The organism is Rhodanobacter sp. Col0626, assembly GCF_049994385.1.
In the GTDB taxonomy this organism is placed as follows: Bacteria; Pseudomonadota; Gammaproteobacteria; order Xanthomonadales; family Rhodanobacteraceae; genus Rhodanobacter.
Genome location: NZ_CP188260.1, coordinates 3,788,732 through 3,806,175, shown reverse-complemented (window position 1 = coordinate 3,806,175; position 17,444 = coordinate 3,788,732). Strand labels below are relative to the sequence as shown.

At 59.6% G+C, this 17,444-nt stretch carries 13 protein-coding genes; 10 read left to right on the top strand and 3 right to left on the bottom strand.

Annotation, left to right across the window (positions count from 1 at the left end):
• The first annotated feature begins 1 nt into the window (after window position 1).
• The 8 genes from ACPPVV_RS16770 to ACPPVV_RS16735 all read left to right on the top strand — a co-directional run bounded on the left by ACPPVV_RS16770 (window position 2) and on the right by ACPPVV_RS16735 (window position 12,145).
• Window positions 2-5,377: a hypothetical protein gene (locus ACPPVV_RS16770; RefSeq protein WP_426701007.1), complete on the top strand. Its 5,376-nt coding sequence runs from the start codon at window positions 2-4 to the stop codon at window positions 5,375-5,377.
• Between the two features lie 17 nt (window positions 5,378-5,394).
• A complete protein-coding gene (locus ACPPVV_RS16765; RefSeq protein WP_426701006.1) occupies window positions 5,395-6,276 on the top strand; it encodes an RHS repeat-associated core domain-containing protein in 882 nt (293 codons plus the stop codon).
• Window positions 6,277-6,298: 22 nt separating this feature from the next.
• Window positions 6,299-6,769 (top strand): hypothetical protein, encoded by a 471-nt coding sequence (locus tag ACPPVV_RS16760; RefSeq protein WP_426701005.1) that lies wholly within the window; start codon window positions 6,299-6,301, stop codon window positions 6,767-6,769.
• Window positions 6,770-6,924: 155 nt separating this feature from the next.
• Window positions 6,925-7,380 (top strand): hypothetical protein, encoded by a 456-nt coding sequence (locus ACPPVV_RS16755; protein WP_426701004.1) that lies wholly within the window; start codon window positions 6,925-6,927, stop codon window positions 7,378-7,380.
• A gap of 55 nt (window positions 7,381-7,435) precedes the next feature.
• Complete coding sequence (locus ACPPVV_RS16750; RefSeq protein ID WP_426701003.1) at window positions 7,436-9,073, top strand: FAD-dependent oxidoreductase; 1,638 nt, start codon at window positions 7,436-7,438, stop codon at window positions 9,071-9,073.
• Between the two features lie 198 nt (window positions 9,074-9,271).
• Window positions 9,272-9,655 (top strand): hypothetical protein, encoded by a 384-nt coding sequence (locus tag ACPPVV_RS16745; protein WP_426701002.1) that lies wholly within the window; start codon window positions 9,272-9,274, stop codon window positions 9,653-9,655.
• Between the two features lie 320 nt (window positions 9,656-9,975).
• The gene (locus ACPPVV_RS16740; protein ID WP_426701001.1) at window positions 9,976-11,427 is read left to right on the top strand and encodes a diguanylate cyclase; all 1,452 of its coding nucleotides are present in this window, start codon (window positions 9,976-9,978) and stop codon (window positions 11,425-11,427) included.
• Between the two features lie 463 nt (window positions 11,428-11,890).
• A complete protein-coding gene (locus ACPPVV_RS16735) occupies window positions 11,891-12,145 on the top strand; it encodes a hypothetical protein (RefSeq protein ID WP_426701000.1) in 255 nt (84 codons plus the stop codon).
• 146 nt (window positions 12,146-12,291) lie between these two features.
• Here the strand turns inward: ACPPVV_RS16735 and ACPPVV_RS16730 are convergent, their stop codons facing one another.
• Window positions 12,292-13,617: a glycoside hydrolase family 2 gene (locus ACPPVV_RS16730; RefSeq protein WP_426700999.1), complete on the bottom strand. Its 1,326-nt coding sequence runs from the start codon at window positions 13,615-13,617 to the stop codon at window positions 12,292-12,294.
• A 104-nt stretch (window positions 13,618-13,721) separates the two neighbouring features.
• Between ACPPVV_RS16730 and ACPPVV_RS16725 the strand changes: the two genes are divergently transcribed.
• Window positions 13,722-14,330, top strand: coding sequence for a CGNR zinc finger domain-containing protein (locus ACPPVV_RS16725; protein WP_426700998.1), 609 nt, complete (start codon window positions 13,722-13,724; stop codon window positions 14,328-14,330).
• Between the two features lie 142 nt (window positions 14,331-14,472).
• Here ACPPVV_RS16725 and ACPPVV_RS16720 read toward each other — a convergent pair whose 3' ends face one another.
• Together ACPPVV_RS16720 and ACPPVV_RS16715 are read right to left on the bottom strand one after the other, a co-directional pair.
• Complete coding sequence (locus tag ACPPVV_RS16720; protein ID WP_426700997.1) at window positions 14,473-15,195, bottom strand: DUF4440 domain-containing protein; 723 nt, start codon at window positions 15,193-15,195, stop codon at window positions 14,473-14,475.
• A gap of 141 nt (window positions 15,196-15,336) precedes the next feature.
• Complete coding sequence (locus ACPPVV_RS16715) at window positions 15,337-15,516, bottom strand: hypothetical protein (protein WP_426700996.1); 180 nt, start codon at window positions 15,514-15,516, stop codon at window positions 15,337-15,339.
• 426 nt (window positions 15,517-15,942) lie between these two features.
• On the opposite strand from ACPPVV_RS16715, the gene ACPPVV_RS16710 reads away from it, so the two are divergent.
• Entirely contained in the window at window positions 15,943-17,289 is a 1,347-nt protein-coding gene (locus ACPPVV_RS16710; RefSeq protein WP_426700995.1) for a hypothetical protein, read from the top strand.
• Window positions 17,290-17,444 lie beyond the last annotated feature (155 nt).

The following is a 17,444-nucleotide window of genomic DNA, read 5'->3' as shown; positions in this document are numbered from 1 at the left end:
GATGCGTCATTGGCAAAGGATCTGCCTGTCGGCAGTTGCGTTCGTGTCGTTCGTGGCCAACTGCCACGCACAATCAACAGTTACTCCCGAAGACGAGTACAAGAAGCTGATTCGCGTCAGCGAAGATATTCAGCCTCTGGGTGCCACGCCCTTCGGCGAAAGCGTGAGCCTTTACAACGGCAGCCTTTCCTTCGACCAGACCGACATCAGCCTCGCCGGCGACGGTCCCGTGCTGCAGTTGTCGCGCTCGTACCATCTACGAGAGGCGAAAGAGTCCGAATCCATCGATGGCGCCTTCTCCGATTGGGATGTCGAGATCCCGCGCATCACCACGATGACCGCCAATCAGGCCAATGTCACCGGCTGGCAGACCCGCCAAGCAGGTAGCAATGCCCGTTGTACGCTCTTCGGACCGCCTCCGACCGTCGCACCACAGCAGGGCGGCGCAGACTGGGAGCCGACGACATGGTGGACCGGCTATCAGCTCATCGTGCCGGGCAGCGGCAGTCAGGACCTGCTCACGCGAGCACTCGAAAACACCCTTTCGCCGAACATGAGCGGAAAGACATTTCCCATCGTCACCAAACAGAATTGGATGGTGAGCTGCGGGGTCTTGACCGATAACGAAACCAATGGCGAAGGCTTCCTGGCCATTGCGCCGGATGGCACGAAATACACCTTCAACCATCTCGTCTATCGTTGGGCGCCGAGCATGAACCGGCCCATCGGCTCGGGCCCCTTGGGCCTGCAGTCGTTTGGTGTGCATCCCATGTCGGCGCCGGATGATTTCCTACGGCGCCGACAGGCATCGATGCTGGTCACCCGGGTCGAGGACCGCTTCGGCAACTTCCTGATCTACCACTATGACGGAGCGAACCTCTCGGCGATTACCGCCAGCGACGGTCGCGCGCTGAACCTTACTTATGTGCCGGGGACGTCGCGCATCGATAAGGTGACGCTGCAAGCATCGGACGCCCCGCTCAGGACGTGGCACTACTACTACGGCACGGACATCTATCACGTACTGAACAACGTCACGCTTCCCGACAGCACGTCGTGGACTTTTGACATGGCCAACTTCCTCGCCTCGGACATGGACCCGGCCGGTGGCACCTGTTCCAGGGCGGCGCTGTTGTCCACGGACCCATGGACGGGCAGCATCACGCATCCCTCAGGCTTGGTGGGTACTTTCCTGGTCAAGGGCATGGTCCACGGACGATCGTATGTGCCCCGGATTTGCCACGGCACCGGCAACGACGCGCCGGGAAGTACAGCAGCGATTCCCCGGGTGTACTACCAGCTGACGTTGATGCAGAAGACTTTCAGCGGCGCGGGAGTACCTGCCGAAACGTGGCATTACAACTATTCGGAGCCCAACGAAAGCTGGTCGCAGGACTGCACCAGTGGCTGCGCATCCACCATTTGGACGGACGTCGTGAATCCGTTGGGCCAAGCGACCCGCTACACCTTCAGCAATCGCTTCGATGTCACGGAAGGGCAGCTCATTTCCACCGATTTCTACAACGGTGCTGTAGGTACGACGCTGCTTCGGTCGGAAGATAACGACTACGCGGCGATTCCAAAGCCGGCGGATCCATGGCCATGGCCATGGCCAGAACGCTATGGCAGCGTCCTTCAGTCGAGCATGAATAAAGCACAGGTCGAGCAGTTGGCACCGCAGACCGTTCGCATGATCAGCCAGGACGATGACACGTACACGTGGCAGGCGGAGTCGTTCGATGCGTATGCCCAAGTCACGAAAACCAAGCGATTCAGCTCGACATTTTCCCAATGCCTGCCGACATCTACCCAGTGCATCGAAGAGCAGACCGGCTACCTCAATGACCCGCTGCACTGGGTGTTGGGCCTGCCGGCCAAGGTCACCAACGTTGCCACAGGTGAAGTGGAAAGCGAGAACGTCTACAGCGCCGCTCCTTCCAACCCGGTTCTGCAGTCACGGGCTCGTTTCGGCCAGACACTGATGAGCTATACGTTCAATGATGCCGGCCAGCTGGCTAGTTTCACCGACGGCAACGGTAATCAGACGACACTCGGCGCCTACAAACGCGGGATACCCACGTCCATCAGTTTGCCAGGCGACCCCGATCGGATTAGTGAGAGCCTGGTGGTGAATGACTTCGGCGAGATCAAAACCCTTACTGATCCGGCAGGTCACACCACACGCTATGGGTACGATGAAGGCGGTCGAGTCAAGGAAATCGATTATCCGTCCGGCGACGAACAAACGTGGAACAGTACTGTCATCACAACCGTTCCAGTGGCGAGTGCCGAGCGCGGTCTGGGCGCCAACCATTGGCGGCGCACCCAAACCATCGGCGATGCGACGACGGTGACGTATTTCGACGCGCTCCTGCGGCCGGTGTTGACCGACAGCAAAATTGGCACCAGCGTGAAAACCACCACACTGGTAAATTACGACGCGAAAGGGCAGAAAATCTACAGCTCCTACCCCAGCGATGCTGCGCCGGCCTTCACCTTGGCGCCCACCCTGCCGAACTACCCAGGTGTCACCACCAGCTACGACGCACTGGGCCGTGTCGTCCGGAGCCAACGGGACTCTGAACTAGGCAAGCAGACCGCCACACAAGGCAAGTTGACGACCACCATTGCGTATTTGCCCGGCGCTCGTATGCAGGTGACCGATCCCAAAGGCAATCTCGGTTCGGGCGATCACGTAACCACCACCAGTTATCAGGTCTTTGATCAGCCTAACTACGATGCTGTGATCAAGGTGCAGGCTCCGACCGGCATTACTCAGACCATAGTGCGTGACGTCTATGGCGCGCCGACATCGATAATGCAAGGGCCGTACGGCAACCAGACCAACGGCCTAACAAAGTCGCTCCATTACGATACCCATCATCGTTTGTGCCGGACCAGCGAACCGGAAAGTGGCGATACGGTGATGTCGTATGACGCCGCGAACAACGTCAATGCCAGTGCTTCGGGGTTGGCCGAGGGCAGCGGGGGCGCCGATGGTTGTGGCAACAGCCCCATGCCAACCACAGCCATCACGTTTGACCATTATCCGTCAAACAGATTGCGGAGCGTTCTCGCACCTATAGGCACTCAAAGCGCCGAATATCACTACGACAAACTGGGCAACGTGACGTCGGTTGTCTCTGGTATCACGACTTGGACCGGCGCGTACAATTTCCGCGGCATGTTGACGGGCGAGAGCCTTCAGGTGGGTGATCAGAATACTTGGGGTATCGGTTATGCCCATGACGCGAATGGTGGTCTCAGCCTGATCCACTATCCAGACGGCGAGAACGTCAACTATGCGCCGGATGCGCTGGGGCGGCCCACTCAAGCGGGCAGCTACGCCAGCGGCATTGGCTACTTCGCCAACGGACAAGTGTCTGACTTCATCTATGGCAACGGCGCCGCGTATATGGCTGAACAAAACGACCGTCAACTGCTCAGTAGCTTTAGCTATGGTCCGGGCACGGCGCAGCTCAGCGAGGAGTTGAGCTACGACGCAAACGGCAACATCATCGCCGTCACCGACCTTGCCGGTGGCCCACGCACCAAAGGGTTCGGCTACGACGCATTGAACCGGCTCACCAGCGCGCGGGCAGACGGCTTGTTGATCAACGAGGCCTATACCTATGACGCGCTCAACAACTTAAGTAGCCACACGAGCGGCGGCCAGATCCTCACTTACAACTACGATGCGACCAACAAACTGACCAGCATCACCCAAGGCGCTAATGCGGTCAGCAGTTACGTCTACGACAACCGCGGCAACGTCATCAGCAACAATGGCACCAACCTGACGTTCGACCAAAAGAACCAGCTGACCGGGATCCAGAACTACGACGATTACAACTACGACGTGGCGGGCCGACGAGTAAAGAAAACACCAACAGGTGGCACCCCGACGTATTACTTCTACAACCAGGCTGGGCAATTGCTTTACCAGTATGAGCCGGCCAGCAACAAGGCGACCGGATTCATCTACCTGGGCACCAAGATGATTGCCCGGAACAGCTTGCTTCTGGTGATTCCCGATACACCTGCCTCGATCACCGTGCCCGGAAGCAGTGCGGGCAATTACACCGTGAGTTGGGGCGACGGCGCCAATGCCGCCAGCTATGTGCTGGAGCAGAGCGTGAATGGTGGGGCATGGACCTCCATTTATACGGGTTCCGGTCTGAGCCAGACAATGCACCAGACGGCGAACGGCAGCTACGCCTATCGGGTCAAAGCATGCAACGTGATCGGGTGCAGCGCTTACCGCACCAGCACGCCCGTGGTGGTGACCTTGCCGCCCACGGCCGCGCCCACGGTAAACGCGCCCGCGACCAACAGCACGGGAATCTACACCGTGAGCTGGAATGGTGTGGCCGCAGCGGCCACCTACATCCTGGAAGAGCAAGTCAATGGGGCTGCTTGGACTACACAGCAGAACACCAGCGCTACAAGCAAGGCCTTCAGCGGCAAGACCAATGCCAGCTACGGATACCGGGTACGTGCGAGCAATGCGGGAGGGCCGGGGCCGTTGAGCACCACCCAGGTCGTCGTCGTGGGACTGATCCCCGCCGCACCAGCGGCACCGCACATCACCATCAGTGGTCCCGAGTGGAAGCCGGTCTTTGCCTTGACTTGGAGCGCCGTGCCCTGGGCGACGCGCTATGAGGTGGAGGAGCTCAACTCCGACGGAGCGATGGCGCTATACAACGGGCCGAATACCACAACCAGCGCCCTGGTCCTGGATGAAGGAACGGTGAGCTTCAGGGTGCGCGCGTGCAGTAGCTATGGCTGCTCGGCATGGAGTGGCTATACAAGTCACGGGGGTAGTGGCCCGATTCCGACACCAACACTGACGGCACCGGCAAGCAACAGCACGGGCAGCTATACCGTGAGCTGGACAGGTGTTCCTGGAATAGTCCGCTACACCTTGCAGGAGCGGGCTAATGGTGGCAGCTGGATCACCGTGCTGGACGGTAACGCTACCAGCATGTCGATCAGCGGCAAAACCAACGGCAGCTACAGCTATCAGGCGCGGGACTGCAATCCAAATAGATGTGGCTTATGGAGTGCAACCCGAACCGTTGCGGTTGGCAAGATCCCGGCAGTTCCTGCCGCACCCCATGTCAGCGCGAGCGGGCCAAACTTCAAACCGACCGTCAAGGTGAGCTGGGCGGCAGTCGTCGATGCCACTAGTTACGAGGTGGAAATGATAGAGCCAGGCGAGGTCGAGGGCGAAACGTATTACGCATACGCCAATCTCTCGATGAGCATGATTGTTTTTGCGACCGGGACAGTAAGGTTCCGTGTACATGCGTGCAATGCCATAGGTTGCTCCGCTTGGAGTGGCTACGGCTCCGTCTCGCTTCAATCCGGCTCGTGAGCCAGGGAGGCCGTGCGATGAACAAATTATCGAAACTGCTGCTGTTGACCCTGTGGCTGCTTGTCGCGACGGCGCATGCTGGCACAGTGACCTACGTCTACACCGACCCGCAAGGCACGCCACTGGCGGAGGCTGATGCGAGCGGCAATATCACGGCAAGGTTCGACTACGCACCATATGGCGCGGCATCAACAGCCAGCGGCATGGCCGGGGCACCGAATGGGCCAGGGTATACGGGGCATGTGAACGACCCGGATACGGGGCTCGTGTATATGCAGGCGCGCTATTACGATCCGGGGGTGGGGCGGTTCCTCAGCGTCGATCCAGTCGTGCCGAGTCCGGGGGATACGTTCAGCTTCAATCGGTACGACTACGCTAATAACAATCCGATCAGCAATATCGATCCCGATGGGCGTTTCGCCACTTACGTTGTCGTACAACTCACTGACAAGCGGGTCAATACTATAGTCACGGACGGGCAGGGCGGTATTCAGCCTCACCTTGGAAATACTGAAGGAATGGGGCGAGTTGTTTTGATCGGGGTAACGCGGCACGAGGGAAGTCACATTTCTGATTTTCATAACGATTGTGACAAATCGTGTGCCGTTGTTAACAACGTCCCGAAGGGGCTGCAGGTTCGAGTTGTTGAACCAGAGGTGGCTGCGGCCTCAGAGGTGAGGGCTTCTAATGTGGAAATTAAGTACTTAAAGTCGGAAAAAAATATCAGTAGAAATGGCAGCGAGGAACCGCAAATTAAAACGCGAATTACTCAGATGACACAGTACAGAGAAGCAAATCAAGCTATGCTGGATCAATTGCTGGCGCAAAAACAACAAGAACAACAACAAAAGCAAGAACAGCAACAGCAACAGCAACAGCAACAGCAACAGCAACAGTGAATGTTAAATTGGAGGATGGGAAGTGAAGCGAGATATTTCTATTGGAAAAGTCGTGTTCGGATTCTTGTTATGTATGATCATTGGTCCGGCGATCGCCGATGATATCGTCATGTGCGTTAGTCCGACCATAGGCACGGAAATAAAGAAAGGCAAAGATGGTCACATCTTACGGATTGTAATTAAAAATGAGAGTGCTTCAGATGTGGTTCTTGAGCCATTTAATTTTGAAGAGAACATGTTATTTTTAAAAGCAATTGACTCTAGCGGTAAAAGTCTTCAATCCGCAATTCCGCTACTTGCGCCCGGTGTTGGCGAGTCGACGATTTCTGCAGGCACGAATTTTGTTAAAGAGATAAGGCTAGATAATTTTTTTCCGAAGTTAAGCGTTGCAATTGAACATGGGAAAATAGAATTGAGCTGGCGACTTTCGATACATGGCAAAAATGATTGCTCTTCACAAGTAATCAATACGGTTATGACTCTTAGTGATTAAACATCGTTAAACAGAAGAAGAGAGAAAAAGAGCAAGAGCAAAAGCAAAAGCAAAAAAGGGGGGCACTATATCGCCGTCCGTATGTAGACACGTCCTGGATTGGAAAGAGGGTAAGTTTGAAGATGCTGTGGAAACTTCCATGGAGATATGGAAAAATGAGCAGTAAATTATTCATTTGCATTGTGACTACCTCTCTATTATTTGGATTGTCTTCTAATCCCGCAGTGGCTTCACAGAAAGAAGAGTTGGGTAATAATTATTCGAAGATTACCAAAATTTGCGAAATAAGAAAAAACGCGAATGTATATTTTGGAAAAACTGTGCATATTCGCGGAGTTTACAAGACAGACCATAGCTCTTATTCATTTATTTTTGATAAGTCTTGTTCTACCATGAAAACAATTAACGTCGCCGATGCTTTTCGCTCAAATGGTGATAGCGGCGTTATTGATTTCTTAAAACGTGATAAAGAGGCATGCCCAGTTAACGGGCCGTCCGTGTGTCCGACTGAGATGGAAGTTGATGCCGTGGTGAAAATATGTAAACAGCCGGACGGAAAGTTGTTTCTCGATTTCAAAAAGATCCTCGGCCCTCCTCCTGGGAGGCTCTGAATAAGTCTTATGAAATCGATGCAATTTAAATAACGCATCGCAAAGACAGGATCCCATGGAATCGATTGGCGGCAATTTGCACGAGATGCAGCGCACCCCTCTGGCCCCTGCGCACGTGGAGGCATTGCGTGAGGCGGGTACGGAGGTGGTCTACGCGGCCGGCACCTATGTGGCGCATCCGGGGCAACCGGCCGATCGCTTCGTCTATGTCGTCGATGGCGAAATCGAGGTTGTCAACGCCTATACCGCCGAGCGTCATCTTCCCTCGACGCTGGGGCCGAACCAGTTCATGGGCGAGATATCGTTTTTGTACGGCGGCAACGCCTCGATGCCGATGCGCGCGGTACGCGATACGTCGGTGATCGAGGTGCCGCGCGCCACCATGCTGACGCTGATGGCGCAGATCCCCGAGATGTCGGACATCATCATCACCGTGTTCTCCGCGCGCCGTCGCCGGCAGATCGAGCATAGCGACAGCGCGTTGGTGCTGATCGGCGAGGAGCTTGATCGCGCAGTCCGTTGCATCGCCGAGTTCGCCAATCGCAATCGCATTCCCTACAGCTCGCACGCGCTTGGCAGCGTCGAAGCGGACGCGCTGGCCACCACGTGTTCGTTGGCACCCGGCAGCGCCGCGGTGATTTTTGGCCGGGATAGCGTCGTGGTGGACCCGACGCCGTTCAAGGTCGCGCGGTTGCTCGGCCTCGACCTGGATCTGGTCGAGGACGAGGATTTCGACGTGCTGATCGTCGGCGGCGGGCCGGCGGGCGTCGCGGCCGGTGTTTATGCCGGTGCCGAGGGGCTTTGCGCGCTGGTGACCGAAGACATCGCCATTGGCGGTCAGGCAGGAACCTCGAGCCGGATCGAAAACTACATGGGTTTCCCCACCGGTATTTCCGGTGCCGATCTGGTGTGGCGCGGCGAAATCCAGGCGATGAAGTTCGGCACCCGCTTCGCCGTGCCGCGCCGGGTCGCCAAACTCGAGACGCTGGAGGATGGTTGCTTCTGCGCGACCTTCGACACCGGCAAGCGGATTCGGGCGAGGACGGTGGTGGTGGCGACCGGCGTGCAATATCGCCGCCTGCCGATCGAGGGGCTGGCAGCGTTCGAGGGAGCCGGCATCTATTACGCCGCGACCGAGATGGAGGCTCGCTACTGCAAGGAGACCGAGGCGATCATCATCGGCGGCGGCAACTCAGCCGGCCAGGCGGCGATGTTTCTCAGTCGAACGGCGAGCCGGGTGCGCTTGCTGGTACGCGGCCAATCGCTGGCGGCATCGATGTCGAGTTATTTGTCGAGCCGACTCGAAGCGGATCCGACGATCACCATCGAATACGGTGCCGAAGTCAGCGCGCTGTACGGCAACGAGCACCTGGATGCGGTGACGATCCGCCACGCCGCAAGCGGAAGCGAGGAAGTGGTGCCGACCCGGGCGCTCTTCATCATGGTCGGCGCCGCACCCAACACCGACTGGCTGACGGATCTGGTCAAACTCGACGAAAAGGGTTTTGTGCTCACCGGCACGGCGGCCGGCGCAAGCTCGCCCTTCGCCGCGTCGCTGTCGGGCATTTTTGCGGTGGGCGACGTGCGCAGCGGATCAGTGAAGCGCGTGGCGTCGGCCGTGGGCGAAGGATCGGTGGTGATTTCCGAGGTGTGGGCGTTGATCGACAAAGGCAGGCGCCAGAGTGCCCCATGACCAGAGAAAAGGGTCAGGTTGGAGTTATCAGGATTTAGCCAATGAACTCGACCCTTTTATTATTGCTGTATGTCTTTATGCGATGGTGCGTAGTTCAATTCATGGCTGTTTGATTGTGATCAAGGTCTCATTTTAGAGGCTGTTCGCCGTGTAGTCTGTTTTATGCAGGGGTAGCCTGCGACTATCACGGATGAAGATATGAAGAACCTAATCAAACTATTCCCACTTGCTTTGGCACTGGTTGCAGGCACGACGGGTGTTGCGAGTGCCGCCACCGTTACTTCGCATTCTGTGAAGTATCTAGATGAGAGTGGCGTGGTGGTTGGACAACAGTACTTGTTGTGCAATAACGAAGTCGGACATGGTGGGAATATACATACCGCCTACAAGATAGATGAGAAGACAGGTTGCGGTAACTTCCCGCAACCTGCGGTTATCGTTCCAAATACGCTCATCACTTCCTACACGCTGCCTGGTTCGGTTACGATTTCTCAAGCTTGTCTGGTTGCGGAGTGTTCGCCTGGATACTCGCCTGAAGTTGAGAGGCTTAATCGCTGGACCTATTCAGTTGGTTGGCAGTAATTTTCTACTTTTAATCAGAAAGTAAATTTTGTTTTTTGTAGAGTGGCACCTCGTGACGAGGTGCCATTTTTATTCCTGCACCAAAAGATCGCAGAAGAGGGCGGGTTCATTATCCCGATGGCCAATGAACCTGCCCACGTTTTTTGGCTGCACAATCAAAGGCGCACGTCCGGGGTTTCCCGTAGTGGGAAGCCCATTAGCCAGGAGCTCGACGGCCAGCAGACTCCGTCCGCCGGGTTGCCGGCCGTTCGCCGAGTCGCTTGTCAACTGGCCGGACGGGCGCGTAAGGTCGAAGCGTGGTGCGACAGGGGAGGAAGCGCATGCCGGTTCTGCTGCCATGTATTTTTATTCTGTGTCACGGTCTGGCGCTCGCGTTGTTTCCCGCCCATGCCCGGCCGATTTCGTTTGGCTTCCTCATTGCCGCGCCGCTGCTTGCCGGCGTCGTCAGCGTCCGGCGCTGTCGTGACGGCGCACTGAAGGGCGGCTGGATCGCGCTGGCTCTGGCCATGCTGTCATGGGCTGGTGGCATGGCGGCCGGCATGTACCAGGAAGTGTTCCTGGCGAACGTCGACACCACGCCGGGGCTGAGCATGTTGCTGTATGTCCTTTACGGCGTTCCGTTGACGTTCGTGCTTGCCAGTTCCGAAAATGAGGTGTGGCATGTTCGGCTGATCGACGGCGTGCTCGCGCTGATGCTCGGTTACCTCTTCTTCGTGCACACGTTCTCTTTTGCCACGGCGAGCAGCGCCACGCCGCAGGGCATCGTCAATCTGCGGCTGATGTTCGACATCGAGAACGCGTTCATCCTGGCGTTTGCCATGGTGCGCTACGTCGCCAGCGGAGATGCGGCCAGTCGCGGGTTCTTCCGTGTCCTTGCGATCTTTGCGCTTGTTTACATGCTGGCGGCCTTTTACATCAACCATCTCGAACCGGAGGACGTCGACTACGGCGGCTTCGGCGATCTGGTCATCGATGTGCCGTTTCTCGTGCTGGTTGCCATCGCCGGTATCGGGTCGTCGCGCGGCGGGATCAAGCCATCCACGCGCCTGGCGCACATCGTTCGCGCCGGCAGCCCGTTGATGCTGCCGGTGACCTTGTTGGTCGTCTCCAGTTTCATCGTGCGTCGACACCTTGATCTTGCGGTGGCCGGCTTTGTTGTCGCCACCCTCGGCTATGGGCTTCGCAGCGTACTTACCCAAGTGCGATCGTTCGAACACGAACGCCAGCTCGACGAGCTGGCGCGCATTGACACTCTGACCGGGCTTGCCAATCGTCGTCAGTTCGACGAGGTGTTGCGCCACGAATGGAATCGGGCGCAACGCTCCGGCGAAGGGCTCGCCCTGTTGATGATCGACATTGATCATTTCAAGGCATTCAACGATACCTTCGGTCACCAAGAAGGCGACCTGTGCCTGCGCGACGTGGCCCAAGTGCTCGCGAACACTGCCTCGCGCGGTTCCGATCTGGTGGCGCGCTACGGCGGCGAGGAATTTGCCGTGGTGCTTTCCTCCACGACATTCGAACAGGCATGCCAGGTCGCCGAGAGCATGCGCGCATCGGTGCACCGACAGCTCGCAGTGTCGAGAGAGGGCCTTGTAACTGTCAGCATCGGCACGGGCTTCATGCAACGGACAAACGGAGGCGATGCGGCTGAACTATTCGCCGCGGCGGACGCGGCGCTGTACGAGGCCAAGCGCACTGGCCGGAACCGGGTGGTTTCTAGGAACATGTCCGTCCGATCCGCAACAATACCTGCGCATCAGCGTGGATGAGCGGCGACATAGGTCGATCTGATCCTTTGCCGCTGTAAGCCACCTTGGTCAGCCGGCAAGGCATCGTGCCAAAGCTGAATGCACACTGCGGTCCGTGTGATAGATGGGATCGGCCGGCGGCCGTCGATGGGTGGTGACCCTTTGCAAGGCATGCGAAACGAGCGGTTCGTCGTTGTGGCCGAGTATCGCCCGGCCCTTCGCGTGAGCACCGATCGATCAGGATGGCGAGATAGACCAGCCGGACCAGATACCGATGACGGCCACGTCGCCGAGAGACTCGGACGTTCGGCCTGGAAGTGAAGGTGAACCCGGTCCGGCGCCGTATTCTTGTGGCGCTGCATGGTGATGCGCTTGAAGGGGCGCCGGCGGCATGCCTCGATGCGGTTCCAGATGTGCAACGACGACACACGTGCGGAGCGGTCTCAACCGGGCTATCTTGCCGTCCTGACCACGAAGAAACATCATGACGAAAAGCTACGACCCACCCCTGACGACGAACCCGCATCATCCGCTCTACCGCGTCGATAAGGGAATCAAGGCAGCCCAGCAACGGCTGGATGCTGCTATCGATGCGAAGCGGCATCACACCAGCCAGAATCTGGCCCACGAAGTGATCAAGGAAGCCCGCGAAGGACTCAAAAAGTCCGAGCAGTTGCGCGTGCTCAGGATCAAGGAACTCGCGCAAAAGGCGGCGGAGACCGAGGCGGCGGGAAAATAGCAAAACCAGGGTGAGGGCTCACTGTGATGGGCATGGCCCGTGAAGTTGGCCCTGATTCCTTTCCTCATGCACTTGCCGGGCGTTGTCACCTTGGCCCGCCAATGCGCCGCCGCCTGAGTCACTTCCCGGAAAACGCGTCAAGTTACTTAGACCGAATCGCTCGTGGTGTCCCTCTTCGACGACAGGGTCCGCACGATCAGGACGGCCAGGAGCGGGATGGCGATCGCGTAAACGTACTGCGTCCGTGCCACGCCGATGCCGAACGGAAACCAGATGCCCGGTACGCCGATCGGATCGAGCAGTTCGCTGCCGAACAGCGCGGCCATGATCGAGGCCAACGTGACGAACGCCAGCATCCGCGTCGATCCGCTGCGGGCCATGCGCGCGGCGATCACGACAAACAGCGCAATCGAGCCTAACCGGCTGACGCTGGTCCAACTCGCCGATGGGGTCAGGGCGCCGATGATCCCGGCGATCATCAACACGACGGCCAGTACGTCGATGCTTCGCCATGGCCGCGGGCACCAACGGTTCCATGCCAGCAGCCAGGCAGCCATCGTCGGCACCCACATTACCGATGCCAGCCATACATAGGTCGCCAGATCCTGCAGATCGGTCCAGGCGACGATCGCATTGTTGAGGCGCCTGGCTGCCGTAAGTGCCAGCGCAATGCAGGCAAAGACCAGGAAACCCTTGCGGCTGCTGCGGGAGCCGTACCCGAGCGCCAGGCCGATGAGCGCCAACATGGCGATCGGCTCGATCGCATCGGCGATGTAACCGGCGATGGTGCGCTGCCATTGCACGCGGTGGAGCGCATCGCTGGTGGGCCGCGGAGCCAGTATGGGCGCGCTGTGCATGCCACCGGCTTCGGCGCTGACCCCGGAGATCGGCAGCATGTAGGTACGGACAGCCAGTACGCCACGGGTGCCCGCCGCGCTGGCGGGAAGGGCGAACCGCAGCGGTCGCGTGCCGACGACGCGCGGGTTGGGGCCGAGCCTGCCCGATCCGCCCAGCAGCTGGCCGTTCCAATACAGTTCGTAGCCGTCCTCGACGAGGGTCGGCCCGAGGATGTCCCACGATGCGTGGTCGGCCGGCACCGTCACCGCGCGCCGGTACCAGGCATAGCCGTGATAGCCGGGATGACCGTGCGCCATCCAGCCGCCAACGTAATCGGGCAGGCCCACGTCACCATCGTGGCTGCCCGGCAACGCGGTCATGTCGACCGTTTCCCAATCGACATCGCTTGTACCTGGGCCCGCCCAGCGCGGGTCATCGCCGGTATGGAATCGCCAGGAGCCATCGAGCAGGGTGGCGGCAGCGCGCAGCGGCGGCGGGTCGGGACGGCCGCCCATCGCCAGGTCGACGATCACGAGGGCCAATGTCAGCACGGTCGCCATGACGATGCCCACGATCAGTTTGCGTTGTGTTGCGCCGATCGATGGCGCTGTCGAAGGTGTCGATGGGGGCATCATGCAATGATCTCTTCATCACGTTTCGATGTCGGCCGGCAGGTTACCACCTAAAATCATTTAGATAGTAGCCATGGGATCGTGGGCCAGAGGTCAAGCCATACCGCATGTCACCCGTAAACCGTCATCTGTCTCCACGGCCGATTGCCGTCATCCGATTGGATGGCGGGCGCTTGTGCCTGGATTTCGTCAACTCCATCCACGACCGCTACGCGGTGGACGTCGAGGATTACCTGCAGCAACCGCAGCGCTTCATCGAATGGTGTGTCCGCACCGGGGCGCTGCGGCCGGACGATGGCGTTCGCGCACCGCGCGCCGCGGACAAGCGCGCAGCGTTGATGCGCGAGGTGGCGACGCTGCGCCATCACCTGCATGCGCTGTTCGCCGCGCGGATCGACCACCAGTCTCCACCTGCGAATGCGGTGCGCGGCCTCGATCGCTGGCTGCACGACGCCTGGGCCAGCCTGTCGCTCGGCGCGGACGGAAACCTGCATTGGCGCGTTGATGCCCGCGACGCGCGGCTGCCGCTGAAGCGCATCGCGCTCGATGCGCTGGACCTGCTTGGCGATTCGTCTGCCTCGCAGCTTCGTCGCTGCGCCAATACCACCTCCTGCGGATGGCTGTTTCTCGATACCAGCAAGAACCAACGCCGCCGCTGGTGCGCCATGGAAACCTGCGGCACCGCCGAGAAGATGCAGCGCTACCGCCAAAGTTGACGAACCGCTGCCGGCCACTGGCACTCGCTGGACTTCCCCGGGTCACCGCCAACCGGCAATGCTGATGTCGGACACGACGAAAGGAAACTGAGCAAACGCGCCGCTTATGATGCGGTGCTCGCAACATCCACGCATGCCGCATTCACCCCGCCCGGACCCGGGCGAAGTGCTGCAGGTCGTGTCCGGCGCGGCGCACGGCAAAGCCGGTGACATGGTCGCCGGCGTCGCGCTCGAAGACGAAGCGGACGCGAGGCGAGCCGGCCGGGAACAGGATGTCGCGCACTTCGGCAAGTAGCGGCGTCGGCTTGTGGTCACGTCCGATGGACACCAGGCCGTTGCCTTGCCGCGCGATCTGCATCGCATGCCCGGGCGCCACCTGGTAGGTGCCGACGTACGGGTCGAGTGCGTCGGCTGCCAGTGGAACTTGCGGCGGTTCGACCGGTACTTCGAGGGTCTGGCTGGAAACCATCTTCCAGCCGCCGTGTTCGCGCAGCCAGACTTCGGTCGAGCGGAAACTGTCGTGCGCGGTGTGGCCGTAGGTGACGAAGGTGGCGTGGTCGGTGAAGCTGGTCACCGCGGTATCGCCGTGCAGCACGACGTGGAAATCGGACTGCACCAGCGTGTTGTGGCTGCCTGTGGGCGGCGGCGCGGCGCCGGCGACGATGTCGTGTTTGCTGGACACCGTGCCGTCCTCGCCCATGAACACCACGTTGGCGTCGAGCAACTGGTCCAGCGCCTTCGCATCACCGTGGGCGGAGGCGTCGGAAAAGGCCTGCGAGAGGCGGGCGATGGTCGCGGTGTCGGTTTCCGTGGCGTGCGCGCCACAGGCCGCGGCCAGCGTCGTGACCAGGATCAAGCCTTGCATGCAGCCTTTGCGCATCGTTGCATCTCCGGTTGGTGTGCAACGAAGCTTAGGTGCGCGTTCGCGGTAGCGACGTGTGCAGGAAGTCATGTGCATGCCGGCCTCTGAAAACGATACCGGGATCCATCGCTGCAACCGGCGGTATCAGCCAGCGACGTCACCCGCCGCGACCGCCAGTCCCGAGAGCACGCCCAGCGAGGGATAGCCCTGCACCAGCGGAATGTCGGGAAAGCAGGCTTGCACGCGGGCCTTGATCTGCGGTGAGCGCGAGGTGCCGCCGATAAGGAACACGCTGGCCGGCAGCTCGGCCAGATCGCCGCGCACCGTGGCCAGTGTGCGTTCGAGCTGGGCGAGAAAAGTGTCGATGGCCAGTCCATGCTCGACGAAGTCGAGCTCGGCACGATGATGCGCAGCGGTGCTCAGTGTGGTCTTTGTGCGTTCGGTCCCGTTTGCGCCCGTGAATGGCCGGTCGTCCGGTGCGATGGATACGAACGGCGATAACGCCGCCGCGGCCTCACCAGCGTCGAAAATGTGACGAACATCTCATCGATAAGAGGTCCTTCGCGAGAAAGTGACGCTACACGTCGGGGGGCGTGTCCAGGGGAAATCATGAACAGTCAGACGTAAGCGGCGATGCAATCGCCGGCAGCCGGCGTTGGCCGGTCCGGGGCCGGTCGTTGTCCGGACGTCAGCACACACGGGTGCAAGACCCGTGTGAGGGATGACACATTCATACACGGGAGTTAGCTCATGCACATCTTTCGAGGCAGAATCCTTGGCGTCGCCGCGGCATTGGCGTTGACCGCCGGTGCGGTCAGCGCCGGCACGTTTCCGGACTTCGGCTACCAGCCACCGTCCAGTTATACCGGTCCGATCTTCCAGCTCAGCCAGAATTACCCGCAAACGCTGCCCAGCGGCCCGCCGCCGGCATTCTTCAAGTTGCTGCCCAGTCCGCTCAGCAACAATTTCGAGGCGTGGCGACCGTATGCGGAGGCAGTGAAGCGCTACTGCCTCGAGGGCAACGTGGAAAACGACTGGTACGTGGAGAAGAACAAGGTGCGTTCGTGGTACCACGCGCCGTGGCAGCACTACGGACCGCTCGGTCGCGAGGGCATACACGGCCTGACCAAGGAGGCGCAGATCCAATCCAAGCAGTTGGCTCCGACGCAGACCACCACCGGTCAGACTTTCGCCGTGGGCATCTACAACGACATCGGCGGCTACACCTTCGGTCAGGTGTGGAAGAACCCGCAGGATCCGGATCCCGGCGTCACCTCGCACCCCAACAGCTTTCACAACGGTACCGTGGTGTGCAAGCCGCTGTTCGCCGATGTCGACCTGAGCCAGGTGCCATTCCTGGTCAACCCGGTGCTGTGGCAGGCGTATGTCACTGACACTTTTGATTCGGCCGATCGCAAGATCAAGCCGGTGGCGCTGATCCAGATGGATTTCGCGGTGCGCGATTCGCGCATCCCGAACACCGGCTGGATCTTCGGTACGTTCCAGTACAACGGTGCGATCACCGGCAAGCCGGGCTGGGACAACCTGGTACCGGTCGGCGTGATGTGGGGTAACGATCCGGAAGACAACGGCGACAGCTATACCAACAAGCAACCGTCGGTGACGAAGATCAATCCGAACCTCAAGGAAACCGCGATCAACGCCAAACCCGAACTGCCGCCGACCCATCTGGGCTGGAATGGCCGTCTGGACGGCCCGGTGGACAACCCGATCAGTGCCTGCATGAGCTGCCACATGACGGCCGAGAGCCCGCAGCTGTCGCCGATGAATCCGACCTTCCAGGCACCGAGCAAAGTGCCGCCGGTGGGCTCGAAGGAGTGGATGCGCTGGTTCCAGAACGAGATGGCCGGCGTGCCATTCGACGCGGCGGCGAAAAGCACCGACTTCAGCCTGCAGCTGGCGGCCGGCATCGCCGACTTCTATGACTGGAAGTGCAACCAGGGCGGTGTGTTCGCCAAGGGCGGCAATGCCTGCGAGCAGGCGCACAACTTCCGGCTCAAGCTGATGAAGTCGAGCAAACCGCCGGCGAAGGTCTACAAGATCGAGCGCGACCAGGTGCTCGAAGAGCTGCACTGACCCGGCATAGCGCGGATCAGCGGAGGCAGGCCGAAGGGTGGTTCCCCGGCCGGCCTCCGGTTTTTTGGCGCCCTCGGCATCTCGGCACGACAGAACAAAACAGGGGTCCGTGCACTTTCCTGGCCCGGTTTGTTGCGGATGGGCTGGACAAGGTC